This window comes from Staphylococcus schleiferi, assembly GCF_025558325.1.
In the GTDB taxonomy this organism is placed as follows: Bacteria; Bacillota; Bacilli; order Staphylococcales; family Staphylococcaceae; genus Staphylococcus; species Staphylococcus schleiferi.
In genome coordinates, this window is record NZ_CP094712.1 from 1,842,072 (window position 1) to 1,868,949 (window position 26,878).

Annotated in this window: 25 protein-coding genes, 2 tRNA genes and 2 pseudogenes; 13 read left to right on the forward strand and 16 right to left on the reverse strand. The window is 35.4% G+C overall.

Annotated features, from left to right (window positions below; translation table 11 throughout):
• The first annotated feature begins 96 nt into the window (after positions 1–96).
• Together MUA40_RS08595 and MUA40_RS08600 are read left to right on the forward strand one after the other, a co-directional pair.
• On the forward strand, positions 97–1,104 hold the full coding sequence (locus MUA40_RS08595; protein WP_016424701.1) for an acyltransferase family protein: 1,008 nt from the start codon (positions 97–99) through the stop codon (positions 1,102–1,104).
• 123 nt (positions 1,105–1,227) lie between these two features.
• Complete coding sequence (locus MUA40_RS08600) at positions 1,228–2,403, forward strand: aminotransferase class I/II-fold pyridoxal phosphate-dependent enzyme (RefSeq protein WP_016424700.1); 1,176 nt, start codon at positions 1,228–1,230, stop codon at positions 2,401–2,403.
• A gap of 205 nt (positions 2,404–2,608) precedes the next feature.
• On the opposite strand, the gene menB is transcribed toward MUA40_RS08600, so the two are convergent.
• From menB to MUA40_RS08620, 4 genes are read right to left on the reverse strand one after another with little or no spacing between them, the layout of a single operon-like run.
• Positions 2,609–3,427, reverse strand: coding sequence for a 1,4-dihydroxy-2-naphthoyl-CoA synthase (menB, locus tag MUA40_RS08605; protein WP_016424699.1), 819 nt, complete (start codon positions 3,425–3,427; stop codon positions 2,609–2,611).
• Between the two features lie 12 nt (positions 3,428–3,439).
• Positions 3,440–4,234 (reverse strand): 2-succinyl-6-hydroxy-2,4-cyclohexadiene-1-carboxylate synthase, encoded by a 795-nt coding sequence (gene menH, locus MUA40_RS08610; RefSeq protein ID WP_262569415.1) that lies wholly within the window; start codon positions 4,232–4,234, stop codon positions 3,440–3,442.
• On the reverse strand, positions 4,221–5,891 hold the full coding sequence (menD, locus tag MUA40_RS08615; protein ID WP_016424697.1) for a 2-succinyl-5-enolpyruvyl-6-hydroxy-3-cyclohexene-1-carboxylic-acid synthase: 1,671 nt from the start codon (positions 5,889–5,891) through the stop codon (positions 4,221–4,223). The genes menH and menD overlap by 14 nt, the downstream gene beginning before the upstream one ends.
• The gene (locus MUA40_RS08620) at positions 5,884–7,242 is read right to left on the reverse strand and encodes an isochorismate synthase (RefSeq protein ID WP_037559214.1); all 1,359 of its coding nucleotides are present in this window, start codon (positions 7,240–7,242) and stop codon (positions 5,884–5,886) included. The genes menD and MUA40_RS08620 overlap by 8 nt, the downstream gene beginning before the upstream one ends.
• A gap of 171 nt (positions 7,243–7,413) precedes the next feature.
• On the opposite strand from MUA40_RS08620, the gene MUA40_RS08625 reads away from it, so the two are divergent.
• Entirely contained in the window at positions 7,414–8,352 is a 939-nt protein-coding gene (locus MUA40_RS08625; protein ID WP_016424695.1) for a 1,4-dihydroxy-2-naphthoate polyprenyltransferase, read from the forward strand.
• Positions 8,353–8,525: 173 nt separating this feature from the next.
• Here MUA40_RS08625 and MUA40_RS08630 read toward each other — a convergent pair whose 3' ends face one another.
• From MUA40_RS08630 to MUA40_RS08640, 3 genes are read right to left on the reverse strand one after another with little or no spacing between them, the layout of a single operon-like run.
• Positions 8,526–9,290, reverse strand: a complete 765-nt coding sequence (locus MUA40_RS08630; RefSeq protein WP_081635158.1) for an ABC transporter permease — start codon at positions 9,288–9,290, stop codon at positions 8,526–8,528.
• A 2-nt stretch (positions 9,291–9,292) separates the two neighbouring features.
• A complete protein-coding gene (locus MUA40_RS08635) occupies positions 9,293–9,937 on the reverse strand; it encodes an ABC transporter ATP-binding protein (protein WP_016424693.1) in 645 nt (214 codons plus the stop codon).
• On the reverse strand, positions 9,930–10,505 hold the full coding sequence (locus MUA40_RS08640; RefSeq protein ID WP_016424692.1) for a GNAT family N-acetyltransferase: 576 nt from the start codon (positions 10,503–10,505) through the stop codon (positions 9,930–9,932). Before MUA40_RS08640 ends, MUA40_RS08635 begins: the two co-directional genes overlap by 8 nt.
• A 151-nt stretch (positions 10,506–10,656) precedes the next feature.
• Between MUA40_RS08640 and MUA40_RS08645 the strand changes: the two genes are divergently transcribed.
• Positions 10,657–11,067: a YolD-like family protein gene (locus MUA40_RS08645; protein ID WP_016424691.1), complete on the forward strand. Its 411-nt coding sequence runs from the start codon at positions 10,657–10,659 to the stop codon at positions 11,065–11,067.
• A 754-nt stretch (positions 11,068–11,821) separates the two neighbouring features.
• On the opposite strand, the pseudogene MUA40_RS08650 reads toward MUA40_RS08645, so the two are convergent.
• The 5 genes and pseudogenes from MUA40_RS08650 to MUA40_RS08670 form a co-directional block, all read right to left on the reverse strand.
• A pseudogene (locus MUA40_RS08650) lies at positions 11,822–11,989 on the reverse strand (transposase); the annotation flags it as partial.
• A complete protein-coding gene (locus MUA40_RS08655) occupies positions 11,947–12,327 on the reverse strand; it encodes a transposase (RefSeq protein ID WP_016424704.1) in 381 nt (126 codons plus the stop codon). The gene MUA40_RS08655 and the pseudogene MUA40_RS08650, both read right to left, overlap by 43 nt.
• Positions 12,328–12,626: 299 nt before the next feature.
• A tRNA-Ser gene (locus tag MUA40_RS08660) sits at positions 12,627–12,715 on the reverse strand.
• A gap of 1 nt (position 12,716) precedes the next feature.
• A tRNA-Asn gene (locus MUA40_RS08665) sits at positions 12,717–12,791 on the reverse strand.
• A 315-nt stretch (positions 12,792–13,106) separates the two neighbouring features.
• Positions 13,107–13,733, reverse strand: a complete 627-nt coding sequence (locus MUA40_RS08670) for a competence protein ComK (RefSeq protein WP_126496443.1) — start codon at positions 13,731–13,733, stop codon at positions 13,107–13,109.
• A gap of 238 nt (positions 13,734–13,971) precedes the next feature.
• Here MUA40_RS08670 and MUA40_RS08675 point away from each other — a divergent pair, with 238 nt between their 5' ends.
• Positions 13,972–14,190 carry an IDEAL domain-containing protein gene (locus MUA40_RS08675; protein WP_016424689.1) on the forward strand — a complete coding sequence of 73 codons (219 nt, stop codon included), beginning with the start codon at positions 13,972–13,974 and terminating at the stop codon, positions 14,188–14,190.
• Positions 14,191–14,260: 70 nt separating this feature from the next.
• Here MUA40_RS08675 and MUA40_RS08680 read toward each other — a convergent pair whose 3' ends face one another.
• Complete coding sequence (locus tag MUA40_RS08680; RefSeq protein WP_126496442.1) at positions 14,261–15,253, reverse strand: lipoate--protein ligase; 993 nt, start codon at positions 15,251–15,253, stop codon at positions 14,261–14,263.
• Positions 15,254–15,442: 189 nt separating this feature from the next.
• On the opposite strand from MUA40_RS08680, the gene MUA40_RS08685 reads away from it, so the two are divergent.
• The 3 genes from MUA40_RS08685 to MUA40_RS08695 all read left to right on the forward strand — a co-directional run bounded on the left by MUA40_RS08685 (position 15,443) and on the right by MUA40_RS08695 (position 19,841).
• Positions 15,443–15,628, forward strand: coding sequence for a YkvS family protein (locus tag MUA40_RS08685; RefSeq protein ID WP_016424687.1), 186 nt, complete (start codon positions 15,443–15,445; stop codon positions 15,626–15,628).
• Positions 15,629–15,634: 6 nt separating this feature from the next.
• Complete coding sequence (locus MUA40_RS08690; protein ID WP_016424686.1) at positions 15,635–16,237, forward strand: CPBP family glutamic-type intramembrane protease; 603 nt, start codon at positions 15,635–15,637, stop codon at positions 16,235–16,237.
• A gap of 412 nt (positions 16,238–16,649) precedes the next feature.
• A complete protein-coding gene (locus MUA40_RS08695) occupies positions 16,650–19,841 on the forward strand; it encodes an SdrD B-like domain-containing protein (RefSeq protein WP_262569422.1) in 3,192 nt (1,063 codons plus the stop codon).
• 133 nt (positions 19,842–19,974) lie between these two features.
• On the opposite strand, the gene MUA40_RS08700 is transcribed toward MUA40_RS08695, so the two are convergent.
• The gene (locus tag MUA40_RS08700) at positions 19,975–21,480 is read right to left on the reverse strand and encodes a bifunctional metallophosphatase/5'-nucleotidase (protein WP_037559078.1); all 1,506 of its coding nucleotides are present in this window, start codon (positions 21,478–21,480) and stop codon (positions 19,975–19,977) included.
• Positions 21,481–21,834: 354 nt separating this feature from the next.
• Here MUA40_RS08700 and MUA40_RS08705 point away from each other — a divergent pair, with 354 nt between their 5' ends.
• Genes MUA40_RS08705 through dltD form a run of 5 tightly spaced genes read left to right on the forward strand, consistent with a single transcriptional unit; the run spans position 21,835 to position 26,065 of the window.
• Positions 21,835–21,963: a teichoic acid D-Ala incorporation-associated protein DltX gene (locus MUA40_RS08705; RefSeq protein ID WP_081635134.1), complete on the forward strand. Its 129-nt coding sequence runs from the start codon at positions 21,835–21,837 to the stop codon at positions 21,961–21,963.
• 18 nt (positions 21,964–21,981) lie between these two features.
• Entirely contained in the window at positions 21,982–23,436 is a 1,455-nt protein-coding gene (dltA, locus tag MUA40_RS08710) for a D-alanine--poly(phosphoribitol) ligase subunit DltA (protein ID WP_016424682.1), read from the forward strand.
• Positions 23,433–24,650 (forward strand): D-alanyl-lipoteichoic acid biosynthesis protein DltB, encoded by a 1,218-nt coding sequence (dltB, locus tag MUA40_RS08715; protein WP_016424681.1) that lies wholly within the window; start codon positions 23,433–23,435, stop codon positions 24,648–24,650. The genes dltA and dltB overlap by 4 nt, the downstream gene beginning before the upstream one ends.
• Before the next feature lie 33 nt (positions 24,651–24,683).
• Positions 24,684–24,920 carry a D-alanine--poly(phosphoribitol) ligase subunit DltC gene (gene dltC / locus MUA40_RS08720; protein WP_016424680.1) on the forward strand — a complete coding sequence of 79 codons (237 nt, stop codon included), beginning with the start codon at positions 24,684–24,686 and terminating at the stop codon, positions 24,918–24,920.
• Positions 24,917–26,065 (forward strand): D-alanyl-lipoteichoic acid biosynthesis protein DltD, encoded by a 1,149-nt coding sequence (dltD, locus tag MUA40_RS08725; RefSeq protein WP_016424679.1) that lies wholly within the window; start codon positions 24,917–24,919, stop codon positions 26,063–26,065. Before dltC ends, dltD begins: the two co-directional genes overlap by 4 nt.
• Positions 26,066–26,333: 268 nt before the next feature.
• Here dltD and MUA40_RS08730 read toward each other — a convergent pair.
• A pseudogene (locus MUA40_RS08730) lies at positions 26,334–26,501 on the reverse strand (transposase); the annotation flags it as partial.
• Positions 26,459–26,839 carry a transposase gene (locus MUA40_RS08735; protein ID WP_016424678.1) on the reverse strand — a complete coding sequence of 127 codons (381 nt, stop codon included), beginning with the start codon at positions 26,837–26,839 and terminating at the stop codon, positions 26,459–26,461. The gene MUA40_RS08735 and the pseudogene MUA40_RS08730, both read right to left, overlap by 43 nt.
• Positions 26,840–26,878: the final 39 nt, after the last annotated feature.

Here is a 26,878-nt window from a genome sequence, read left to right on the forward strand (position 1 = left end):
GTATGCTATTAATTTATCATATATACATTTTCATTGCATTTTTGAAGATATTTATAATACATTAACTATGAGATTGTTAAAAGGAGTCACCTATTTATGACAAATGTGAAAAAAAGAGATGCATTTTTTGATAATGCACGTGCTGTTTTAATATTTCTTGTCGTTTTAGGACATTTAATTAGGCCTTATGTTGATACTCATATTGCGATTAATGCATTATATTTGCTTATTTATAGTTTTCACATGCCCGCCTTTCTATTCATCTCTGGCTATTTCGCCAATAATGTGGGTAAATCTGGTTACATAGAAAAAGTAGGCAAAAAATTGTTAGGTCCATATCTCATCTTTTTTGCGTTCTTTTCAATTTATTACTTTATTACAGGAAAAAATAGTGAGTTAGACTTAGATCCATTTGAACCTGTTTTTGCACTATGGTTTTTATTAACACTGTTTTTCTTTAACGTCATTATCGTGATTGTCCGGCAGTTTAAACCTAAATACGTTTTACCTATCGCCATCATTGTGGCACTATTAGCAGGTTTTTCTTCAAATGTAGGAGACTATTTAAGTTGGTCACGTACACTCGTATTTTTCCCTATATTTTATGTTGGGTATTTATTAAACATTGAATTTAGCCATTTCGTTAAGATGAAACGTTTTATTCCTATCTCTATTTTAGTTTTAGTAGGCTTTTTTGTAATTTATATCGTTCATCCTATCGATGCGGACTGGCTATTAGCAAGTACACCATACAAACACGTGGACGGCATGCATGTACTGATGAGTCCGCTAAAAAGATTATCTTTATATGGTATTATCTTTGTCACGATGTTCTCTTTCTTTAACTTAGTGCCAAGACATCATCATTGGTATACTTATATAGGATCAAGAACAATGTATGTTTATTTATTACATGGCTTATTTATCGGTGCCATTCGAGGCCACCAATTTTATCCTTTTATTGATACGCCAATTTTAGGATTACTTTATAATATAGTACTTTCAGGCTTTATCGTTTGGTTATGGTCGAGTGATTTTGTCGCGAAATGGACGAATCCTATGATTAATTTGCAACGGCCATCAAAGTTTAAACCTTATTTTTAGAGAAGATACCATTTAGAACATAATCATGTGTATGTATCGTTGACTATCATTTTAGATAGCTTCTCATGCGTACACATGTTATTCTAAATGTTAACTTCTCTTTTTTTAGGACGTGATTTAAAAATGAAATTAGAACTCAATACATATGCACAATATTTAAGAGCCCCGAGTATCCGACAATTTTCAAGTCGAATTAATCAGCTAGATGATGTCATTAACCTTACAGTTGGCCAACCTGATTTTAATATGCCCGATATTGTTAAAAAGGCATATCAAACGGCTATTGAAAATAATCAGACGACCTATTCACATAATAAGGGACGATTGGATACACGTGAAGCAGTCTCTCAATACTATCAAACACGTTTCAATATCCATTACGACCCTGAAGAAATCATTATTACTAATGGCGCTTCTGAAGCATTAGACACTGTACTGCGCTGTATCATCAATCCAGGTGATGAAATTCTACTTCCGGGTCCTGTTTATGCTGGCTATATTCCTTTAATTCAGACGCTCGGTGGTAAACCTATATTCATGGATACGCGACAAAGTGGCTTTAAAGTGACACCTGAACGCATCAAACAACATATCACGCCAAAAACACGTGCGATACTGCTCAATTATCCATCTAATCCTACTGGCGCCATACTTTCTGAAGCAGAAGTGACGGCACTCGTCGACACTTTGAAAACATTGCCGATTTTTATTATTAGTGATGAAATCTATGCAGAAAATACATTTCACGCCACACATACGTCGTTTGCACGCTTTGAATCCATTCGGGACCAATTATTGCTGATTAATGGTTTAAGCAAATCACATTCAGCTACAGGCATCCGTATTGGCTTTTTATCTGGCCCTCAATATTTAATAGACCGTTTAACATTTATGCACGCTTATAATTGTATTTGTGCCAATGTTCCGGCTCAAATGGCTACGATTGCTGCATTAACTGAGGCTACAGATGCGCCTCAAACGATGAATGCAGCATATATGAAGCGCCGTGATTTCTTGATTGAATCATTAACAGATATGGGCTTTGAATTAGAAGGGCAACCTGAAGGAGCGTTTTATATCTTTCCTAACATTCAAAACTTTACCGATGATGACTTTGCATTTTGTGTCGATGTTTTAGAAACCGTTGGCGTCGCTATGGTTCCTGGATCTTCTTTTACGGATTATGGAAAAGGTTATGTTCGTATTTCATATGCCTATGATATGAAGTCATTAGAAGAAGGCATGGCGCGCTTAAGACAATACCTACAAAACAAATATGCAGACCGTTTAATCAACTAAAAAAGTCTCCATTATAGACATATCATTAAAATAATGAATAAGCTTGTTTGCTTAAAAATACTTTATTCACTAAAAATCAGAGTGATTTAAGATAATTAAAAACACTCATCTATAATTTCCTTTACAAACTAAAAAAGCCGATGGACACATTGATTACCTCACGTCCATCGGTTTTTATTTTTGATGACTTTTCCTTCTTTTCAACTTATGGGAATTTAGGGAATTGATCGAAATCAGGATCACGTTTTTCTTTAAACGCGTCTCTGCCTTCTTTTGCTTCATCTGTTGTGTAATACAAGAGTGTTGCGTCACCTGCAAATTGTTGTAATCCAGCTAAACCATCTGTATCTGCATTCATTGCTGCTTTTAAGAATCGTAAAGCTGTTGGAGAATGACGCATGATTTCTTTACACCATTTCACTGTTTCATCTTCAACATCTGCTAAAGGAACGACTGTATTCGCCATACCCATGTCAAGTGCTTGTTGTGCATCGTATTGACGACATAAATACCAAATTTCACGTGCTTTTTTGTGTCCTACGATACGTGCAAGGTAGCCTGAACCATAACCTGCGTCAAATGAACCCACTTTTGGTCCAGTTTGTCCAAAACGTGCATTATCTGCAGCAATTGTTAAATCACATACGACTTGAAGAACGTTTCCTCCACCGATAGCATAACCTTTAACCATCGCAATAACCGGTTTTGGAATGACACGAATTAAACGTTGTAAATCTAATACATTCAAACGTGGGATTTGGTCATCTCCAACGTAGCCCCCATGACCGCGTACTTTTTGGTCTCCACCTGAACAAAACGCTTTGTCGCCTTCTCCAGTTAAAATGATGACACCTACACGCTCGTCATCACGCGCACGTGTGAAAGCATCAATCATTTCTTGTACAGTATTAGGTGTAAATGCGTTATGTACATGTGGACGGTTAATTGTAACTTTTGCAATCCCTTCAAAAAATTCGTATTTAATTTCTTTATACTCTTTTAATGTTTCCCATTGTCTTTCCATGGTTGGCCTCCTCTAGTAACCTTTAATAAACTCCAATAATATTGTATCAAATTTGGGTGAATCTTCCACATGAACCGTATGGCCTACGCATTCTACAATTTCTAAACTCGCATTAGGTAACGCCGCTTTCATTTGATGTGCAATCGATACAAACTTCTCATCCCATTCACCAACAATCAATTGTACAGGTAACTCTAAAGTATTCAACTGATCCCATAAATTCGGCATATGGCCCGTTCCGTAATCTGTTAAAGCTTTAATTAAGCCTGCTGTGTTCTGTGCCATTCTTAACTGACGCACTTGAAGCTGTTTCGATTCAGATATCCATCGTTGTGTCTGAAATAATGGCAACTTCTCCCAATCATTCACAAATACTTCGAGCCCTGCAATCTCAAGGACACGTGCACGTGCTGCATCCACTTGTTGTCGCTCATGACGTGCGACAGGATCTTGAATTCCTGGAGAACCACTTTCGAGTATTAAACCTGACAACAATGAAGCGTGATTGAGTGCATAATAAAGTGCTACCCGCGCCCCCATTGAATAGCCGTGTAAATAAATAGCTTGGCTTTCAAATTGTTGAAGCACCAAATGCAATTCAGAAGTAATCCAATCAAAATCCCATTGAATATCCATGGGAGATTGATCTTGTCCGTGTCCTGGAAGATCGACACAAACTACGTCCGCTTCTCTTGTCAATATCTCGATATGTGAATCAAATGTGCGTTGATCACTGATAAACCCATGTAGCAATACTAAAACCTTGTTGCTCGGTTGTTGTGCCCGATGCCAATTATAATGTAACATTTACAATTTCACTCAATTTCTGATAAAGATTTTGATGGGCGTCATAATTTTTTTCACGATTCGTCATCACTTCAAACAATGTTGGTGTCATCGTCGTCAAATTAGCATATTCAAATGCCTGTAAGTCTTGAATACGCTTAAAATTAAAATCATAAAGTAATGCAGTGTATTCAAAGTTCAACCCTGTAGGTGTTCCGAATAAGCGTTCAAAATGTTGGGAAGCACTCTTTTTCTGTGGTAAATATGAGAAAATACCGCCTCCATCATTATTGAGTAGCACAATATTCATATGAATGTCATTCAATTTAGACATAAGCAGACCATTCATATCATGGTAAAAGGCAATATCCCCAATAAGTAATGTTACTTTTTGATGAACAGCCATACCTAAAGCAGTTGAGACAACCCCATCTATTCCGTTTGCACCTCTATTGGCATAAATACGACCGCGTTGATTAAAATATAAATTATCAATATCACGTATTGGCATACTATTGCTTACAAACAAACAGTCTTCATCCGTTAATTTATCCAGTAACTGACTCACATATGCAGACTCATCATTAGCGTTTTTTTGATGCTCCGTAATCGTTAAACGGGCTTGTTCTTCCATATTTTGCCATTGACTCAGCCACATTTTACGATATGTGCCAGGCACCTCACCTAAAGCTCTAAAAAAGTCATTCGGTGACATTTCAAAAAAGTAATCCGGTTTTTTAGGAAATGCGTCTACGTTTGAACTGTTTTGAACTAAAATTTGATCTGCATCTGTTGTTTTCAACCATTGATTTAATTTTTTAGATACGACCGGCTTTCCTACTCTAATAACAAAATCGGCTTCAATTTCAAGTCCAGCACGCAAAAGTAAATCATAGGTTGCAATCACATTTGGATGTTGTGTGGCACGTATGCCATTTAATGCATCCGCAAGTATCGGTAAATCATACACGGTAGCAAACGTTAAAATTTGTGATATATCTTGATGTTGCATATCACCAACGACAATTAAGCCTTTCGCTTGCTTCAATGTTTTTTCAATACGACTTAAATCTATTGATTTTTGATATTTAGGACGGTCATACGTCTCTGTTTTCAGTAAGTCTAAACGTGATAAGTCGGGTGTAAGGGGCTCGCGAAACGGCAAATTAAAATGGACAGGCCCTTGTTGGGGTCCGTCAAAATATTGACTCGCTTTTTGGATTTGATATGCGTTGAATTCAGTCATATGCACTGTACCATCTGCTATTGGCAAATCGCATTGAAACCGAACATAATTTTGAAACATCCCCACTTGATTAATCGCTTGTGGTGCCCCTACATTTCGAAGCTCATGTGGTCTATCACTCGTTAATACGACAAGTGGCAGACGACTAATATGGCTTTCTGCGATGGCAGGGACATAATTCGCAGCGGCAGTACCAGAAGTACATACGATTGCAACCGGACGTTGACTTCCCTTCATTAATCCTAATGCAAAAAAAGCAGCACTTCTTTCATCTGGATGAATCCATGTTTTAATTTCAGGATGACACTCCAACGCCAAAGCGATTGGTGTCGAACGAGAACCTGGACTAATCACTACTTCTCGCAAGCCATACGCATAGAGCTCAGAAACGAAATGAAAAACTTGTTCTGTTAAATCACTTTGATTAGTCATACTCAGTCACCCCTAGTGCCTCCATCATTGGTTTAAATTTTAAAGCTGTTTCTGCCACTTCTTCAGCTGCATTAGATTCTTGAACAATACCTGCACCAGCAAAAAGCAAGGCTTGATGTCGGTTCATTAACATCGAACGAATCGCCACAATAAACTCACAATCATCATACATATCAATCATGCCTACAGGTGCCCCGTATAAACCACGTGCGCCGAATTCATGCGCTTCAATATAATCTAATGCACGCGCTTTCGGGTAACCCCCAAGTGCAGGTGTTGGATGCAAATCATCTATCAATTCGATATATGATTTTTGTGCAAGTGGGCCACCTATCTCTGTATATAAATGATATAAATGATCATTTTTTAAAATTTTAGGTTCCTTATTATAGTCGACATGCGTCGTAAAAGGTCGTATATCTTCGAGTATGCTTTCGACTACAATTTCATGTTCAACTAAGTTTTTTTCATCTTTCAGAAAAGCTTCGACATGTGCTTGGTCTACTTTTTCATCATGCGTACGACGAATTGTTCCTGCAACGGCTTTCGTAGATAATTCCCCGTTAGTAACTTTAAACAATTGTTCCGGTGTTTGAGATATAAAAACATCTTCTTCGGATTCTAAAACAAATAGATAACTGTTTTTTTCATTTTGTAAAGCCCGATAAAGTATCGTTGGAATACTTAAATCTGCATCAAATTGCACCATACGTCTGCGCGATAACACAATTTTTTCATCATGAGCTAACTGTTCTGTTGTCTTTGCAACTAAAGCTTCCCACTCATCTTTATATATGTCTTCCATACGTTTCACCGGTGGCGGTGTCGTATCTTTTATTTCTATTGTTTCTAAATGATTCAATTGATCGAATAGCGCATTAAATTGATCTATAGAAAACGTTTCTTTTTGTACTGTATAAGTTAAAAACGTTTCATCGTTTACTTGTGATATTAAAACTTCAGGCAAAATAAAGTGATTCACACCAAAACGGCGCCATTCATCCCCCAGACGCTTTGTAGAAAACTGAAACCCCCCACAAATTCGTAAATGATGGCGCTCAGAATCAGGATGGATTAATGCAATGTTGTCTTTAAACTTTTCCCATTCTTTAAAAATAGAGCGTTTATTTGTGAAATCATTTTTAATTTTTGTTGCAACACGGTAACCAAAAAAAGTTGTTTTACTATCATTTAACTGAAAGTAAAAACGATCTCCTGCATCTTCTTTTGACATTTCAAACAACGTAATCGGATCCAATTGCTTTTGCAACTTCACTTCAATCGAAACCCATTGCTGTGTCGTTTGTTTGACCGCATCCATGATTGCCTGTTCACAGACGTCAACAGTCATCTCATTCTCACTTCTTTCATCATAATCAAGTTTCATCCATTACTCCATTCTAACATTTTTAATCGTCGTTGTGTTCGCAAGTGTCTTTCTTATAATATTATTATTGATTTAATAGTAAAATTTATTTATAATAGGCATGTATTATAAATATTATAAAAAGAGGTTATTGATATGGCGACTGAATTTGAAAAACATTCAACATTTCACAAATACTGGTTACTCATGCGCCCACATACACTCACTGCTTCTGTTGTTCCAGTTTTAGTCGGAACTGCAACTGCTAAACTTTTTTTATTAGGCAGCGAAGATCATTTACGCTTTAGTCTATTCTTAGCAATGTTGGTCGCTTGTTTACTCATCCAAGCTGCTACGAACATGTTTAATGAATACTATGACTTTAAAAAAGGTCTAGATGATCATGAGTCAGTTGGTATCGGTGGTGCCATTGTCCGTAACGGCATGACACCTGGACACGTTTTAAGACTCGCACTCATTTTTTACGTCATCGCAGCTTTACTTGGACTATACTTAGCAATCCAAACTTCATTTTGGTTAATACCTGTCGGACTTTTATGTATGGCAGTAGGCTACCTTTATACAGGCGGGCCATTCCCAATCTCATGGACGCCCCTTGGTGAATTATTCTCTGGTGTATTCATGGGGATGATTATTATCGTCATCGCTTTTTACATACAAACAGGCAATCTTCAAAACTATGCTTTTTGGATTAGCATTCCAATTGTAATTACTATCGGCCTCATTAATATGGCTAATAATATTCGTGACCGCGTCAAAGACAAACAAAGCGGTCGTCGTACATTGCCTATTTTATTAGGCAAACGTGGCTCGCTTATTTTTATGGCAACATGCTACATTTTAGCATATCTATTCGTGATTTATACGGCACTTTTCAAAGATGGTGGATCCCTCTTCTATTTACTTGCATTGTTAAGTTTTCCACTGCCAATCAAAGTTTATCGCCGTTTCAAAAAGAACGATACGCCACAAACAATGATGCCGGCAATGGCAGCAGCAGGAAAAACAAATACATTTTTCGGTGTTTTGTATGCATTAGGCATTTATATCAGCGCTTTACTGGGTGGCGTATAAAACCTCCAGTACGCATTCATTTTATGTGATTAATTTTTAAATCATGACGGGTGTGGAAGTACGAAATCTCGCTTCAATGATGAGATGTCACTTCCCACCCTTTTCTTTTTTCAAAAGTCTCTTGTAGACTATCAATTTCATTGTAATGATATATAGCGATATATACAAATGTTTTAATCCGCTTTAATTTGAATTAACTGATGGCGATAATTAAAAAATTGTCGATAGCTTAAATAAGTTGCAACAAGCGCTGAAATGATCGTTGCCGTTGTATGAATAAAAACAACCATGAGTTGAAATTTAATCGCTTGTAAAGGTGGAACACCGGCAATAATAAGCCCAGTCATCATTCCTGGAATAGAGACTAGCCCGTATGTTTTTACTGAGTCGATTGTCGGAACAATTGCTACTTTAATACTCTCACTAATTGCATCTTTTGCAGCTAATGAAGGTCCCGCACCTAACGATAATTTTGCTTCAATAGATTCTGTCTCTTTCGTAAAAATCCGATCTAAATTTTGATAACTCAAATTAATCGCAATCATCCCGTTACTCCCTACCATACCAGCAACCGGAATAATTTCATTCGGCTTAAAGCTTATCGCACCAGTTAACAGAACGCCTCCTAAAGAAAGAACAGCACCTGTCATTATTCCAGCAAACGAAACCCAAAAAACATGGTGCATAATTTTTGAAGCACGTTTTCGTGTATTCGCTGCAGCATTAATCATAATGACTACTATCAAAGCAATAACAATCCATACTTGTTCTAACTTGAAGACAAATTCTAACAAATAACCAATAATGACCAACTGAATCACTGCACGTATCGCAGCAATAATTAAATCTTTTGCGATATGCAATCTTTCTTTAAAAGAAATCAGTATCGGAATCAATAACAATAAAGACGTTAACAACAAAGAAGTTGTACTCATCATAATCATTGTTCCTCCTTTGTGATGGTGCCGTTTGTAATCTCAAGTTGTCGATGAAAATGACGGTGACTTTGCTCTGTATTATGTGTAATCCACATCACAGACATTCCTTCTTTGACTAAATCAAAAATAAACTTTTCGATTTTTTTGCTATTAATATCATCTAGCGCACTCGTCGCTTCATCCAGTAAAAGCAAATCTGGCTTGAACATCAATTGACGCGCAATCGTCACGCGCTGTTTTTCACCGCCCGACATATGATGAACAGAGTCTGAAAGTTTATATTTTTTTAAGCCCATCGCATCTAATAAATATTTCGCACGTGATTTATCAAATCCTTCTTTTCGTGCGTGTGATGGAAAAATGAGATTATCTCGTATTGTATCACCGAAGAGTTCAACCGATTGTGGTAAATAACTAATTTTTTGTCTTAAAGCTTCTGGTTCGTATGTTTCATAAAGCTCATTTTTAAACTGTATCGTTCCTTCCGTTGGACTAATCAAATCAGCTACTATTCTTAATAGCGTACTTTTTCCGCTACCAGAAGGTCCTACAACTGCAATTGCTTCACCTTGATCTACACGGAAACTGACATGATCTAAAATCCGCTGATCATCGATACAGTAACTCACATTTTTTACGTCAAGCATCTACCTTGTTCCCACCTTTATATTTCATATAGCGATAACGATGACCGTACAACATTTTATCTTTTATTGTTTCAAAGCCCATTTTTCGATAGAGTTGGTATGCCTTTTCATTGATATATTCACAATTCAAGCCCCATGTCGCGTGATTATCAGATGATAAAAGGTAGCGCATTAACTGACGCGCAATACCACGTCCTCGAAACTCAGGAAATGTCGCAATTGACTCAATATAAATATCATCTTCATCTGCCTCTAACACAGGTAAAGGCGTCGTATGTTCAAGTTCAATAGGCGTATCAAACTGTAAACGCTCCCATTCTTTCTCATATTGTGCTTCATTTTTCCCAGGATATGCCACAATCATACCTGCTACTTGTTGGTTTACCTCATAGACATGAACATGTGTCAATGCATTTCGATAATGCACATCCGTAATACTTTTCATCAGTGCATGGATAACGGTCGATTTAGCATAACGTTGCACAATTTCCAATTCCATATCTTGCCATATCATGTAGGTCAATTCTGCAATCGCATGTGCGTCTTCATAAGTTGCTTTTCTAATCATAATTCTCCACACCTCTTCTATGTAATCCCTTTATATTTTAGTCGATATAACGCAAGATTTGAAATAAATAATTTAAATTAGCAAATGTACGTTCTAATTTCACTTCACAAAACAGAACATATGTTCTATAATTGGTGTGAGGTGATTTTCAATGAAAGATAAAACACTGCCAACTGCGTATCAATCCGAAACCGATTATCGAAAGATTCCTAGACAATATTTAAATGCGAGCATCCCTCAAGGACGCGGTATTGTGAAATGGGCGCCCTTTGCGACACTACCCGAACAATTTTCAGAGATTAAACAATTCGAAGCCAATCAACTAAAAATAGACCGCCCAGATTTAAGCGAAGATCAAATCAACGAAATCAATCAAATGCTGCATTTTAAAATTGCTAAAAACGCCTTCACTCAAATTAGCTATTGGCGTTCCGGACAGATTCATACCATTCAAGGTTACATTGCAAGCATTAACACATTAGAAAATACATTGGTCATTGCGAATGAACGACGTACCGATCAACTCACAATTGGCTTAAATGAACTTTATGGTGTCGAATAATATAGAATAAAAATAATCCTATCGTTAAGAAAACCATCACGATAGTTCTGACACTCATACATTAAAACGCACGTCATCTCGCGTGTCTTACATTCATATACCCGAAATTTTGACAATTATTTTATTTTCTACATATTTATTACAATAAAAAAAGAAAACATGAAGTACTATATTTGATATCAGGCAGTAGGAAACGCGCACACTATTTTTATAACGCATCTAAAGATAATTTGTATCTTTTAAATGCATTGAAAGATACGATATCGCTAAGTCTTCGTGTAAGAGTGACTAAAAATAGATTTAAAACACTGATAAAACGATTGATTGCTTTTAAATTAACACGTAAAACCCCTATTCTCTTATAAATGTAAAATAGTTTTTCTGGGAAACGATTCAAAAAAACCGTTCATATGTATATGATCGTTTTTTTCGTTAGGCCAAAAGGGACTTCAATTTTTATAATGCCCCTTATACTTTGAATAGCAATATTGTTGTAATAGGTAAGTTTGATAGGTTGTAAGGATTGGACACCTGCATTTAGTCTTATCCTAGCTAAAAACGGCTGTACACTTTATATGGTGGTTATGTGTCTATAATAATTAAGTCGCAAACTTCCGATTGCTTCTTCGAGTCTCGCTTTCCCAGGCGCCTTACCTCAACTAATTTTGGCTTTTATTGTAGCTCATAAGAAGCCAAAATGGATTTTCGGTTTCGGCTCTATGCCTCGGGAGTCTCGACTCGGTACGCAATCTATTTAAGCAATTTCACTATTGAAAAGTGGCATTGCTTTTTTCTTTGGTCTTTTATACAGTCTAAAAATAATAAAAATGCGATTTTTGAAGTTATAAAAGTTGCGATAGCCATATGAAACTCTTTTAATCAGTTTAACTTTTTGATTAATTCCTTCAATCGCTCCATTATTGAATTGAGGGGTTCCAATCGTATAAGCAATGATATCCTCATACTTTCTGTAGAAGCGTAACACTTTCCATCCATACATTTAAAACATTGTTTTAACAGTTTTAAATACACTGCTATCTCTTGGAATCTTAAAAAAGTAATTCGCGATAAACGTTTTCCGTGTTTGTGTATTCGGTTTGGATTCGAATGATAACAGTGAGGACAAGTCATAGGCTTGTATGAAAGGGTACCAAAGATGACGTTAGATTTCTTACCTCTAATAACTACATCTTCTTCAACTTTAGTGATTTTAATATTATTATCTTTAATTTTTAGTAACTTTAATATATCATTACACATAGGCGCAATATGTCTCCTTTATTTTTGGTTTAGTCACTTAAAATGATAGAGGCATTTGCGCTATTTTTGTACAAAAAAGCAGGATGACTTATGTCATCCCACCATAAAAAATGAAGAACCCTAAAAACGAGGTCTAAAATCGGTACATTGAGTTTCCGAAGAGATTAAGTGATGCATGTCAATCTCTTGATATGACTGGTTTTCAATCAAATAAAAAAGTGTCAAAAAAGTAACTTACACTTTTTTGACACTTGCTTTTCAAAAAGCCTATTAAATTAAGGACTTTGAAGTATAATTTACGGAAACGGAGGGATTCGAACCCTCGCGCCGCTTTCGCGACCTACACCCTTAGCAGGGGCGCCTCTTCAGCCAACTTGAGTACGTTTCCATGGCTCCACAGGTAGGACTCGAACCTACGACCGATCGGTTAACAGCCGATAGCTCTACCACTGAGCTACTGTGGATTAATTTTCAATCACAAATACAATTATAGCAACATCAATGAAGAAATCAAGAGAAATTTGTAAAAAAGTTAATAGAACATTTACACTATGCGGATAGATATTCTGTAATCTTTACACTTTGTTTAAAAAGTCTCACCCTAATGCACTTTAGCTTAACTTTCCACTTCTAATCAAGCGCTGTTGAAATGCTTAATTTAATCTATTTATTGCGATAACGCTAAAAATCCTGCGTGTTGCTATATAACATGAGTTTAGGCTACTCGGCCACAGTCATTCAGGTTCAAGCAGCCTAAACGAAAAACTATGAGATATGTTCTAAAGATTTAAAAAATGACTATCATTGTCTTTCTTTTCGCTCATTTCTTTTTTTGCTTTTTCTAATAATGCATATTGGGACAAAGCTTCAAAAATATTAAAGCGCTCTTGACTATAATCAATGGGTTTCTCTGGATTATGCGTTTGGACTTGATTCGATCTTCCCATCAAATAAGCGAAATAAATACAATTTAAAAATTGATGCTTAATGCTATGATGAGAAACATTTAAAATAATGGATTGTTCATTCGCAAAAGTAACTTTGCAGCGAGATCCTTTCATCGATTTTAATTTAACTACATAATGCATGTTAATCCAGCAGTTTTCGGGAACTCTATCGGAATGTGTGGGAAAAAAATAAGTTTGATAAATGGGAGTGAGTAAAATCGGTGTTTTATTGGAGATACTTGCAATACGTTTCGCTTGGCCTTTTCTTCCTGCATAGGTTTCACCATAATGCCTACAACTTCTTTCCATGATACGTTGCGTACGATCATGAACAACAAACTGTTCACCATCATATCTGAAAACCTCTGTGCTCATGAGAATACCGTCAGGTCCATCGACAGGTCTAAGAAACATATCTCCTTTACAAATGGCGTAGGCTGAATTAAATTTATGGTTCATACTAGAACCCCTCCTATTCGTCAAAAGGTGTAGGTTCTCTCTTTCTAATACTTATTATATGTTTATCTTAAGGTAAGTCAATGAGAATTCGTTACTAAAAATGTTTTATTACACAAATATGTTAAAATTCTGTCTTAATTACTTTAAAAATTCAGAAAACTTATTGCGTTTTATGTGTTCATTCGTTATACTGTTTAATAACTTAATTCATACTCAATACACAAAGGAGTGACACATCATGGAAAACCAAACAGATGTAAAAAGACATTTTATTGTAAATTCTGTACACACAATTAACCAGCTTGGTGTTGAACTTGTCATTGAAGAAGCTTTAAAAAATCAAAGAAAGCGAGAACTTCAACAATTAATTGACGCTGCACTAATTGATAGAAATGAACAGGCATTTAATATGTATACTCAGGAATATTTGAAGTTGGAGGAAGTTAACGTTGAGTAATTCCATCACACATTCACTTCCAAATTAAACAGGACTATCCATGATTTATCAATGAATAGTCCTGTTATTTTTATACCATTAACTCAATTAATGCTTCTCGTGGAATATCCCCAAAATAATGGTACATATCATAATCTTTTAGCGCCTCTTCAATTGCATCTTTATGATGAGAAACACCTTCAAGCGCATTTTCTAAATCTGTGACGTCTCCCTCACCAAAGAAATCACCAAATATTTTGGCATGCGCAATGCGCCCTTTTTTCACATCTAACTTCAATTGAACAAACCCTTTATCAAACTTATGTTCTCGCTCAAAGTTATATTTAGGATTTTTACCATAATTCCAGTCCCATGTTCGATATTTTTCATTACTTAATTTTTCAATATTTTTCCAATCTTTTTCAGTTAATGGATAGGATTCGACTTCGGCATCACCAAACAGCTTTTTCAAAATGATTGATTTGAACGTTTCAATATCTAATGGCTCATCTAAAAATTCTTGAATATTTGCCACACGTTTTCGAACAGATTTAACACCTTTAGACTGAATTTTAGCCGGATTAACACGCAATGCATTTTGAACTTCATCCAATTCACTGTTTAACATCAAGGTGCCATGACTAAACATGCGGTCCTTAACTTTGACCATTGCATTACCCGATATTTTCGCTTGCCCAACTTGAATATCATTACGCCCTGTTAACTCTGCTGCCACACCTAACTCATTTAATACTTCTACGATAGGCTGTGTAAATTTTTTAAAGTTATGAAAGCTATCTCCATCATCTTTAGTAATAAAACTAAAGTTTAAATTCCCAAAATCATGATAAACCGCGCCACCGCCTGAAATTCGTCTTACCACATCAATATGATGTGCGTCAATATAAGGTTGATGCACTTCTTCTATCGTATTTTGATTTTTCCCTACAATAATAGAAGGTCTATTGATATAAAATAAAAAATAACTGTCGTCTTCGTCCATCGGCACTGTTTTCAACACATACTCTTCCATAGCTAAATTTAAAGTTGGATCTGTATGATTGTTGTTACTAATAAATTTCATAATACGTACACTCCTTTCCCAAAATATGCCCTTATCTCAGTTATGCATGATTCCAATTATTTTTTCCAATAATTCACCTTAAAATTTCTCATAATGTAACTATTTTCGGAAAAATGACGTAAATTGTTTATTTAAAATGTAAATTTTAGTACAATAAATGCTAGTTAATTTCTAAAGGGGGCTACGATAATGACAATCGCTGAAATAGGAGATATTGTAGAATTCTATGATGGTATAAAAGGAAAAGTGGAAAAGATTAACGACAATTCTGTTATTGTTGACTTAACAATTATGGAAAACTTTAATCAATTAGATTTACCAGAAAAAACCGTTATTAACCATAAAAGATATAAAATTATTGAACACAAAGGATAAATTCGTATGAAAAAAATAAATAAGTCGCTACTTTGGTTTATACTCAGTTTTATTGCCTTTCACATTATATTATTTATTATGTGGGGTGAACATGAAGTTTATTGGCAGTTGTATACAGGCATTATGCTGATTGCTGGAATTAGTTATGTTTTTTACCAACGTGATTTTGAATCTAAGCGTTTAACGACGTCGATTATTACAGGACTTATTACAGGTGTTGTCCTTGTCCTAGTCCAAGTCATTTTTTCTTGGATTACAAGTGACTTATCCTATACGTCATTAATTCGACAGTTATCGCGGACAGGCGTTTACTTCAAATGGCAAATGCTCGTCACATTGCTTTTTGTTATGCCTTGCCACGAACTTTATATTCGCTCAATTCTGCAAAAGTCAATCACGCAGTTGACACATCGCGCTTGGCCTGCAATTTTGATAAGCGCATTACTTTCTAGTTCATTTTTTATCTACCTTGATCAATGGTGGATTGTCATCTTTATATTTATTTGTCAGTTAATCCTCAGTTTGAGTTATACGTATACACGCCGTATTGTCACAACGACAGTAGCCCAAATTGTAGCGGTTGTAATTTTGTTAATTTTTCATGGTTAATTTCAACAGCAAATGTTGCCGTTTTACAGGCCATTTGCTGTTTTTTTATACCCGTTTGCCCTATCACGTTCACCCCAAAAATATAGGAGACCATACCTCAATCTATCAAAAAGCCTTATAACATTACGTATATGAAATAAATATAACGCTCATTTCCATCCTTCAACGATTCCGTAAACCACCTATTTTTTAAATCTATTAATTCTGATAAATATATATTTTTTTATTATCAAAAATATCATTACAGTTGTTTAACGTCATTTTTTAAATATCATAAATTTCTATTTAAACATATACGTTTAATTAAAAGCTTTAATTTAACTCTTTGTAATTAACAATCTGTTGTGATAGAATTTTTACACGATTAATTAATCGATTAATCAATAAATTTGAATTTGGAGATGATAGTTTTATGAACAAGCATTACCCAACTAAGGCTAGAACACTTTCTCGTTTTTCGATTAGAAAATGTTCTGTAGGTACCGCCTCATTCTTAATAGGTACCGTTGCATTTTTTGGTATTCATCACGAAGCATTTGCGGCAGAAAATACGCAACAACCTGTGACCGTTAACCAGATACAGTCACAAGATAAAGAAGATGCATCTAGCACGCAAACCGAAACAAATAACGATAGTTCCTCAACTGATGAAAATGCAGCAAAAGAAGCGTCTGCATCACAACCGAAAGATAACGCAAATACTCAGAATGAAAATGCACAGTCTCCTGAAAATCAAGAATCTGTGTCAAAAACAAATCAAACAGAACAAGAAAGTCCAGAAAAAGCATCAACAGAAAGTGAGCAATCTACAAATTCATCTTCAACAACAGATTCTGAAAACGCAACAACAGAGAATAAACAACCTACGAATTCAACTGAAAAACAACCTTCAACTGAACAACAGCAAACACAATCTAAAAAATCCCCAGCTTCAACATCTACTGAAAAAGAAGCAACAGATACTCAAAATGTGAAGGAACAACCTACAAATACTGAGACAACTAAAGATCAAAATACAGAGAATCAAAATATAGAGAATCAAACTGCAAAAGAACAAAATCCAAACACGCAAGCGTCTAGCAATCAAAATTCAACAGATCAAAATACAACACCTGAAGAAAACCTTTCAAATTCTAATACACCTCAAACGAATACGACACCATCTACTCAACCTGTTGAATCTTCAAACACAAACACTCAAAGCCCATCTACAGAAAGCTTACGTACCACACAATCACCTAATACATCTTCTGAATTAAAAAAAGTTAAAGGGACAACAAAATTACGTGCTGTAAGTAAAAATGAAGCACAACCAGTCGCAGCCGGTGGTTCAAATGTAAACGATAAAGTCCACGCTACAGACATTTCTACTTCTGAAACATATATTGAACCGAACAACTCAGGAAGTTATTATTTGAGAAGTAAATTTAACGTTGATGGCCAAGTAAAAAGCGGTGACTACTTTACTGTTGAAATGCCAAAAACAGTCAATGTCTATGGGGATACACGATTTGACCCAAATCATCAAGAGAAAATTAAAAATGCAGATGGTCAAGTGATTGCGCTTGGTGATTACGACGTTCAAAATCATCGTATGACCTATACTTTTACTGATGCTGTAAATAATTTAACGAACATCTCAGGTCAGTTTAATTTGACACAGTTTATGGATCGTAAAGTCGCAACAGACTCAAAAGTCTATCCTTTGAACTACAAAGTTGCGGGTGAAAGTTTAGATACACAAATCAATGTGAATTATGGTGAATATTATAACGTTGGCGATTCTAACCTTAAATCAATGATTACACTTGAAGATCCGGATAAAGGCGATTATGAACAATATATTTATGTCAATCCGATGAAACGTACAGCTAAGGGAACAGTTGTGGCACTGCAATCTTACCAAGATGATCCAGCTAAAAGTAATGGTCAATTAGATCCTAAAAATTCTAAAATCCAAATTTTCAAAGTCGGTCCTAATGACAAATTAAATGATAGTTTTGGTGTAGAAGATAGTCAGTATCAAGATGTTACAAACCAATTCAACATTAACTACTATAAAGATGGATTAGCTTATATCAATTTTGGTAATTTAAATGGTGCACGTTACATCGTTAAAGTGACAAGTAAAGAAAAACCTGATTCAAAAGCAGATCTTAACTTACGCTCAACAATGTACACGCAAAACCAATACAACCAATACGATCGTTTGACTTGGGATAATAATATTTTAAAAAGTAGCTCAAGTGGTACAGCAGATGGCTCACAAGCAGTCTACTCTCTCGGCGATAAAGTCTGGGATGATATCAATAAAGATGGTATTCAAGATAGCAATGAACCCGGCATTGCTGGCGTAAAAGTGACTTTGAAAGACAGTAACGGAAATGTCATTGATACGACAGAAACGAATGCAAACGGAAAATACTCTTTTGACAATTTACAAAACGGTAATTATAAAGTGAGTTTTGAAACACCTGCAGATTATACACCTACCAAGTCAGATGCTGGTAACGATGCCCTCGATTCTGACGGTCCAGTAGATGCGATGGCTATTATTAGCGATGGAAATAACTTAACAGTAGACCAAGGGTTCTATAGAACAGAAACACCTAAATATAATGTGGGTGATAAAGTTTGGGAAGACTCAAATAAAGATGGTATTCAAGATAATAACGAGCCTGGTATTGCCAACGTAACCGTTACACTTAAAGATGCAGATGGCAACATCATCGGTACACAAGTGACTGACGAAAATGGTAAATATTTATTTAAAGATGTCGCAGAAGGTGAATATACTATTGACTTTGAAACACCTAATGGTTATACACCAACGCTTACTGGTCAAGGCTTTTTAAATACAGACTCAAATGGTACAACAGCAAAAATTCTCGTTGATGCTGACGATTATACTATCGACAGTGGCTTCTATAAATCAACGCCTGACCAACCATCACCGGACAATCCAGATAATCCGGACCAACCGTCACCAGACAATCCAAATAATCCGGATCAACCGTCTCCAAATCAACCGGACAACCCAAATCAACCATCACCGAATGAACCAAATCAACCTGGTAATCCGGACCAACCGTCACCGAATGAACCAAACCAACCTGGTAATCCGGATCAACCATCACCAAATGAACCGAACCAACCCGGTAATCCGGATCAACCATCGCCGAATGTACCAAGCCAACCTGGCAACCCAGACCAACCATCACCGAATGTACCAAGCCAACCTGGCAACCCAGATCAACCGTCACCGAATGTACCAAGCCAACCTGGCAACCCAGACCAACCATCACCGAATGTACCAAGCCAACCTGGCAACCCAGATCAACCGTCATCAAATATGCCAAATGAGCCTGGTAATCCGGACCAACCGTCTTCAAATATGCCAAACGAGCCTGGTATGCCAGGACAACACGAAACGTCTCAATCAAATGCTTCAAATCATGAAGCGATGACTGAACAACAAAAATCTAAAGCATTACCGAAATCTGGTCAAACTTCTTCAAATCAAGGTACGCTGTTTGGTACTTTATTAGCTGGATTAGGTAGCCTATTCTTATTACGTAAACGTCGTCATCGTCAAGATAAATAATCATCACGTTCTTCTGATATGATAACGAGATTTTGTAAATGAAACCTACTTTATTTCATTACAAAGTATCAAAGTTAACCTAAAGAAACCCCATAAGTTCTAAGCACTTTTGCTTAGTCTTATGGGGCTTTTATTATAAACCGATAATAGACATATTCGACTTAGGTCTTTTTATTTCTAACTGTTGTTTAAGAACTTTCGCAATCAGCTCTGGCATCGTTACTGGATAAGTTTGATGTAATGTCACATCTGGTAAAATATCCTTATAGTGACGATAAATATAATCCGTCATGACAATGCGATAACTATAATCTTCATGCAAACCAAACTGTGTCACACGATAATATGGCGGCTGATTGATATCAATTGTGAAATCAAAACCTGACCAAAATAAAAAGTGCGTCGGATCCATGTCACCCACAGTTAGATGGTTGCCGTCCCATTCAAGGTGGGCTGCACTTTCTTCAATGAGCTGTTTAATAACGCTTCCTTTCAGTGTCATATCCATTGGCTTATCAGGATGTGGATACATATTGTATATGTCTTCATTTTTCAAGCCCCCCTTTAAACCTGTCGCATTAGGTAAAGGCAAATTGACACATGTCATGGTTGCTTCCAATTCTTGAACGAGACTTTCATGTAACAATTGGATGTATGGATGAGGTCGAACAAGGAGTTCATGAAAATGCGAAAAGTACATATCTATATCGTGATGATGAATGGGTTCATTTTTCCAACTTCTGACCGCTTTTCGGTCATAATATGTTAAATCTAATAGCGACTGGTCTTCTTCGTATTCATTTAGAGACACAATTTCAGGCTCCATTTCGAGCAGTTCAAATGAATTCCGTCTTTTACGAAATTTAACATTTACATGCACTAAATTCTCAGCATTTTGACCCGCTTGAACAAATAGCGTGTCACCGTCATTTTCAATCACTGTCTCATGTTGATGCCCTGTAATCATTAAATCAATAATCCCCACTTGTTTCATAATCATTTCTGCTTGATTCTCACCTTGTGATTTCGAATCATGACTTAACTTAGATAATCCTCCATGATACAATACAATTAAAAATTCAGGTTCTACTGTTTCATAAATATAACGAATCCATCTTTTAGCTGCTACAGTGGCTTTCTCTACTGTCACATCTGATTCCATTTCTATATTTTCATTTTTCATTAGCCCTTCTGAAGTTAAACCCACAACCGCAATTTTTAAGCCGTTAATATTTTTCACCATATACGGCGTTGAAAAATAAGGTTCTCTTGTTCTTGAGTATTCAATATTAGCTGATAACCAAGGGAAACGTGCAAGTGCTATAGAGCGGTTTAAAAAGTCCAAGCCATACTTAAATTCATTCGAACTGATCCCGCTTGCATCATATGCCATTGCATTCATAAGTTTAATCATCGGATGGCGTTTATATGGTGCAATGATGGCATAATAAAACGCAGTGATACTTCCAGCTAGATTACCACCATTGTCCAATAAAACGACGTGGTCATGTTGACGTCTTACTTCATTAATATATGTACCTGCCCGATAAATATTTGAATGCTCACTTTCATTTAAAATATGACTATGCATATCAGACGTTGCAATAATCTGGATATTCATTTCATCATGCTGACTCATTGCTTTCACCCCAATCATTATGATTCAATTCGTATTTTACCATAATTTTCAAGCCTTTAACGATTGAATTAAAAAGAACTTATTCCGCTAATAAATCCAAACAAATTTAATAGACCTTGGTTAAACTGTACCATATTAATTATTTATCTATTTTCAGTTATTCATTTTACTATAAAAATATTTTTATTTATTTAACAAATTCTCATACATCTTCAGACCTATTTTCTTGTATTTTTATTCTTTTTTACAAGAAATGAATTGACTTTCAGAAAATATTAACTTAAATTAACTTTATCGGATTAAATTACTTTAACAAAACGTCATGAATCATTACACGAAAGGTGAATATTGTTTATGAATTTCAATCGCTCGTCTGTTAGATTCGTCGCCTTAACGTTACTTTATTTTGCTATTATGTTGACTTTGTACTTTATATATGGCAATGGCGATGCACATAACACATTTATTTATAATGATTTTTAATATTAAAGGAGCTAAAACATGAAAGATGTTTTAAAAATGATTGCACAGTACAGTCAGACACAGCCTAATGATATCGCCGTTCAACATCGTGGTGAGTCATTAAGTTATTTAGAGTTAGAAACATACTCGAACCGCTTAGCAGCACAACTCTCAAATAGCAGCGCACCAGTTGTTGTATACGGTCATATGTCACCATTTATGATTGTGGGTATGATTGCTGCACTTAAAGCAAGATGTGGTTATGTCCCAATTGATCAATCCATCCCTGCAAATCGTATTTCTCATATTTTAGAGAAAGTTGTCCCGCAATATATTATTAATACGACTGACGCAACAATAGGTCAACACGTATCAACTGAATATTTTATTCAAGATATTCAATCATTTACAGAAGAGACGCCTTTCACACCGATTAAAGGTGATGCAATTGCCTACACCATCTTTACATCTGGATCAACAGGTATGCCAAAAGGTGTCGAAATTTACTACGATAGTCTCGTTGAATTTGCAAACTGGGTAGATTCGCTTAATCAACATGAAACTAAAGACGTTTGGGTCAACCAAGCACCGTTTTCATTTGATTTATCAGTAATGGCCATCTATCCTTGTTTACTTTCAGGAGGCACACTGTTACTCATTGATAAAGAAATGATAGCTGCACCTAAATCTTTATATGAATTGTTCCAAAGTGAACGAATTAATGTTTGGGTCTCCACACCATCATTTATGGAAATCTGTTTGATGCTTCCTCAATTTGATGCTAATGGCATGGAAGGGCTTCGAACGTTTTTATTTTGTGGTGAAGTTTTGGCACATCGTACAGCTAAAACATTGTTAAATAAGTTCCCAGATTCTTATTTATACAACACATATGGTCCTACAGAAGCTACTGTTGCCATCACGAGTGTGAGAGTCACACAATCTTTATTAGAAGAATATGACACTGTACCTGTTGGTGTACCAAGACCAGGTACGACGTTAAGTGTAACTGATGAAGGCGAATTAATCATCAAAGGAAACTCGGTTAGTGCCGGTTATTTGAAAGATCCTGAAAAGACGGAAAAAGCATTCTTTAAAGAAGATGAACAACGCGCTTATTATTCAGGTGATCGCGCTGTACATCAAGATGAGATGTGGTTTATTAAAGGTCGTATCGATAACCAAATCAAATATAACGGTTATCGTATGGAACTTGAAGAAATCGAATCAAGAATGAACCTTTTACCGTTTATTAGCGCTTCAATGGTGGTCCCTATTTATAAAAGAGGTAAGATTGTTTATCTGACAGGGGTTGTAAAATTGAATGCTGAAGGCGTTCAATTAGTAGACATTAGCCATGAAATTAAGACGCGTCTAAAAAAAGAATTACCTGATTATATGATTCCTAAAAAAATCGAGATTGCTGATGAAATGCCATTGACAAACAATGGTAAATTAGACCGCAAACGAATTAATGAGGTATATCAATCATGACGCCATACACTAGTTTTCATTTCTTTGTGATTGCACTCATTGTTTTACTCCCTGTTATTATATTAGGGTTATTCGGAAAAAGGTCTAAAGTATACAATTTTATCAGTACAGCAATCATGATTGTCATTATATTTGCTGACAAAAAACACAACTTATTTGGAATTAGTTATATAAGTTATCCATTAATAAGTTTCATCGCATATATTTTATGGCAAACTTTGATTATTAAAGTTTATGAGCGGATGACTTCACAAAATCGCTCAACGTCTTACTATGTCTTAGCTTTAGTTTTATCGATTGCACCATTATTTATGGTCAAACTTTTACAAAGTTCATGGCTTGGTAAGGGCCAATTGCATATGCATAGTTCAAAACTTGTTGAATTATTTGCATTCCTTGGTATTTCATATATTACATTCAAAAGTGTTCAATTGATTATGGAAATTCATGACCACACACTAAAAGAAAAAGTAGACGTCAAAAAACTGATTCAGTTTATTTCATTCTTCCCTACGATTTCTTCGGGTCCAATTGATCGCTATCGTCGCTTTAAGAAAGATGATGATAAAGAACTGACAAAAGAGCGTTATCGTCAACTACTAGGCAAAGCCATTCATTTTATTATGCTTGGTTTTCTGTATAAATATATTATTGCCTATGTTATACAAAACTATGGAGTTAAGCCATACACAGGCCATCTAGAAACATTTGGGGATTACTGGTTCTATATGTATACTTACAGTTTCTATCTATTCTTTGATTTTGCTGGATACAGCTTATTTGCAATCGCATTAAGTTATATCTATGGTATCGAAACACCGATGAACTTTAATCAACCTTTCCGTGCTAAAAATATCAAAGACTTTTGGAATAGATGGCATATGACTTTATCTTTCTGGTTCCGTGACTGTATTTACATGCGTTTTGTATTCTTTATGGCTAAGAAAAAATACATTAAATCGACGTTCCATGTTTCTAATATCGCATTTTTACTTAACTTCGGTATTATGGGGCTGTGGCACGGATTTGAATGGTTTTACGTCGCGTATGGTCTCTATCACGCATTGCTATTTTTCCTTTATAACTACTATGAAAAATGGCGTAAAAAACGTTTTGGCAAATGGAATCACCCTGTCATCAATGTATTAAGCATTGTAATCACATTCCACTTTGTTGCATTCGGCTTTTTAATTTTCTCAGGCCAATTAATTTAATGATTAAAACTTAATTTACAAGGAGCGATATTTATGGATTTTAATGAAAAAGTTTTAGATATTATTGCGGAAGTTGCAGAAGACGATGTTGTAAAAACAAACCCTGACATTCAACTTTTCGATGAAGGTATTATGGATTCTTTACAGTCAGTTCAATTATTAGTTGCTTTTCAAGAGGAACTTGATATCGAAGTTTCAATTATGGACTTTAATAGAGAGGATTGGGCAACGCCAAATCAAATCATTAACGAATTGGCAAAATTACGATGAAATCAAAGCAACATTACATCATTGCATTTTTAACAAGTATCGTATTATTTGTTGTCTTTATATTGTTACCAGCAAAATGGTTTGTTCCACCTCACCTCTCAAGTCAATTACCTAAATATCAAGTTGCCAATGACAGCAACATGTTAAAAGGTGAATATTTACAAACTGACATGCTTAAAGACTCACATTATTACCCGGTATATGGTTCGAGTGAACTTACAAAAGACGATCCTTTTCAACCCGCATTATTACTTAAGGGACATACAAAAGATTTATTTTACATGGGTATCGGCGGCTCAACTGATCTTATTCAAGTGATGACTTTAGGCGCTCAATATGATCATTTGAAAGATAAAAAAATGACAGTGATTGTTTCACCTCAATGGTTTACTAAACACGGATTAACTGAGTTAAACTATTTAGGGCGTTCTTCTAAGTTACAAATCAATAGTATTTTTGAAAATCCACGTATTCCAAATGATATTAAAGTGCGTTTCGCAAAACGCTTATTGCACTTTAAAGATAATAAGGATAATGAGTTTTTAAAAGATATGGCTACTCAACATCATTCAGATGGTCATTTCTTAAATCCTTTATATGAGAATCATTTGGAAAAAATGGAAGCGATACGTGCTTATTTACCTATTCATCACACGAATAAACTTCCACAACTGTTAGAAGAACACAAGAAACAACCATTAAACTGGAATAAATTAGACGAAAATGCTTTAAAATATGGAAAAAGTCAAAGTCAAACAAATCCATATCATATTAAAGATAAATATTGGAAAAAATTACAGAAGAAAAAATCTGTAAGCCGTCAACATGAATTCCATACAAATTCAGTTGAATATGACGACCTCGCTTTACTCGTAGATACGTTAAACCACTCAGGTGCAGATGTGCAGTACGTACTCTTACCTGTTAATGGTAAGTGGTATGACCATATCAATCTTCCAAAAGAAAGAAGATTGCCAGTTACTCAAAAAATAGTAAAAACTATTGAGTCGCATCATGGTCATGTCGTAGATTTATCAGATAAAGATTATGAGCCTTACTATATGAGTGATGCCGTTCACGTTGGTTGGCGTGGTTGGGTTGATGTGACACGTCACATTGACGAACATATTCATTCTAAAAATTAATCATACTTCCTTGAAAGTATGAAACATAAAAAGGACCTCCAAATGAGATGGAGGTCCTTTTTGTGTATTAAAATGGCTGTACACTTTATATGGTGGTTATGTGTCTATAATAATTAAGTCGCAAACTTCCGATTTCTTCTTCGAGTCTCGCTTTCCCAGGCGCCTTACCTCAACTAATTTTGGCTTTTATTGTAGCTCATAAGAAGCCAAAATGGATTTTCGGTTTCGGCTCTATGCCTCGGGAGTCTCGACTCGGTACGCAATCTATTTAAGCAATTTCACTATTGAAAAGTGGCATTGCTTTTTTCTTTGGTCTTTTATACAGTCTAAAAATAATAAAAATGCGATTTTTGAAGTTATAAAAGTTGCGATAGCCATATGAAACTCTTTTAATCAGTTTAACTTTTTGATTAATTCCTTCAATCGCTCCATTATTGAATTGAGGGGTTCCAATCGTATAAGCAATGATATCCTCATACTTTCTGTAGAAGCGTAACACTTTCCATCCATACATTTAAAACATTGTTTTAACAGTTTTAAATACACTGCTATCTCTTGGAATCTTAAAAAAGTAATTCGCGATAAACGTTTTCCGTGTTTGTGTATTCGGTTTGGATTCGTATGATAACAGTGAGGACAAGTCATAGGCTTGTATGAAAGGGTACCAAAGATGACGTTAGATTTCTTACCTCTAATAACTACATCTTCTTCAACTTTAGTGATTTTAATATTATTATCTTTAATTTTTAGTAACTTTAATATATCATTACACATAGGCGCAATATGTCTCCTTTATTTTTAGTTTAGTCACTT

What these genes read in the sequence shown, in the direction of transcription:
- MUA40_RS08675 (WP_016424689.1), top strand. Translation starts at nt 13,972, where the DNA reads ATGGAAAACCAAACAGATGTAAAAAGACATTTTATTGTAAATTCTGTA.
- dltD (WP_016424679.1), top strand. Translation starts at nt 24,917, where the DNA reads ATGAAATCAAAGCAACATTACATCATTGCATTTTTAACAAGTATCGTA.
- MUA40_RS08595 (WP_016424701.1), top strand. Translation starts at nt 97, where the DNA reads ATGACAAATGTGAAAAAAAGAGATGCATTTTTTGATAATGCACGTGCT.
- MUA40_RS08670 (WP_126496443.1), bottom strand. Translation starts at nt 13,733, where the DNA reads ATGAACCATAAATTTAATTCAGCCTACGCCATTTGTAAAGGAGATATG.
- MUA40_RS08680 (WP_126496442.1), bottom strand. Translation starts at nt 15,253, where the DNA reads ATGAAATTTATTAGTAACAACAATCATACAGATCCAACTTTAAATTTA.
- MUA40_RS08620 (WP_037559214.1), bottom strand. Translation starts at nt 7,242, where the DNA reads ATGACTGTTGACGTCTGTGAACAGGCAATCATGGATGCGGTCAAACAA.
- MUA40_RS08645 (WP_016424691.1), top strand. Translation starts at nt 10,657, where the DNA reads ATGAAAGATAAAACACTGCCAACTGCGTATCAATCCGAAACCGATTAT.
- MUA40_RS08695 (WP_262569422.1), top strand. Translation starts at nt 16,650, where the DNA reads ATGAACAAGCATTACCCAACTAAGGCTAGAACACTTTCTCGTTTTTCG.
- dltB (WP_016424681.1), top strand. Translation starts at nt 23,433, where the DNA reads ATGACGCCATACACTAGTTTTCATTTCTTTGTGATTGCACTCATTGTT.
- MUA40_RS08625 (WP_016424695.1), top strand. Translation starts at nt 7,414, where the DNA reads ATGGCGACTGAATTTGAAAAACATTCAACATTTCACAAATACTGGTTA.
- MUA40_RS08635 (WP_016424693.1), bottom strand. Translation starts at nt 9,937, where the DNA reads ATGCTTGACGTAAAAAATGTGAGTTACTGTATCGATGATCAGCGGATT.
- menH (WP_262569415.1), bottom strand. Translation starts at nt 4,234, where the DNA reads ATGTTACATTATAATTGGCATCGGGCACAACAACCGAGCAACAAGGTT.
- MUA40_RS08700 (WP_037559078.1), bottom strand. Translation starts at nt 21,480, where the DNA reads ATGAGTCAGCATGATGAAATGAATATCCAGATTATTGCAACGTCTGAT.
- MUA40_RS08600 (WP_016424700.1), top strand. Translation starts at nt 1,228, where the DNA reads ATGAAATTAGAACTCAATACATATGCACAATATTTAAGAGCCCCGAGT.
- MUA40_RS08655 (WP_016424704.1), bottom strand. Translation starts at nt 12,327, where the DNA reads ATGTGTAATGATATATTAAAGTTACTAAAAATTAAAGATAATAATATT.
- MUA40_RS08735 (WP_016424678.1), bottom strand. Translation starts at nt 26,839, where the DNA reads ATGTGTAATGATATATTAAAGTTACTAAAAATTAAAGATAATAATATT.
- menD (WP_016424697.1), bottom strand. Translation starts at nt 5,891, where the DNA reads ATGACTAATCAAAGTGATTTAACAGAACAAGTTTTTCATTTCGTTTCT.
- dltC (WP_016424680.1), top strand. Translation starts at nt 24,684, where the DNA reads ATGGATTTTAATGAAAAAGTTTTAGATATTATTGCGGAAGTTGCAGAA.
- MUA40_RS08685 (WP_016424687.1), top strand. Translation starts at nt 15,443, where the DNA reads ATGACAATCGCTGAAATAGGAGATATTGTAGAATTCTATGATGGTATA.
- menB (WP_016424699.1), bottom strand. Translation starts at nt 3,427, where the DNA reads ATGGAAAGACAATGGGAAACATTAAAAGAGTATAAAGAAATTAAATAC.
- MUA40_RS08640 (WP_016424692.1), bottom strand. Translation starts at nt 10,505, where the DNA reads ATGATTAGAAAAGCAACTTATGAAGACGCACATGCGATTGCAGAATTG.
- MUA40_RS08690 (WP_016424686.1), top strand. Translation starts at nt 15,635, where the DNA reads ATGAAAAAAATAAATAAGTCGCTACTTTGGTTTATACTCAGTTTTATT.
- dltA (WP_016424682.1), top strand. Translation starts at nt 21,982, where the DNA reads ATGAAAGATGTTTTAAAAATGATTGCACAGTACAGTCAGACACAGCCT.
- MUA40_RS08705 (WP_081635134.1), top strand. Translation starts at nt 21,835, where the DNA reads ATGAATTTCAATCGCTCGTCTGTTAGATTCGTCGCCTTAACGTTACTT.
- MUA40_RS08630 (WP_081635158.1), bottom strand. Translation starts at nt 9,290, where the DNA reads ATGATGAGTACAACTTCTTTGTTGTTAACGTCTTTATTGTTATTGATT.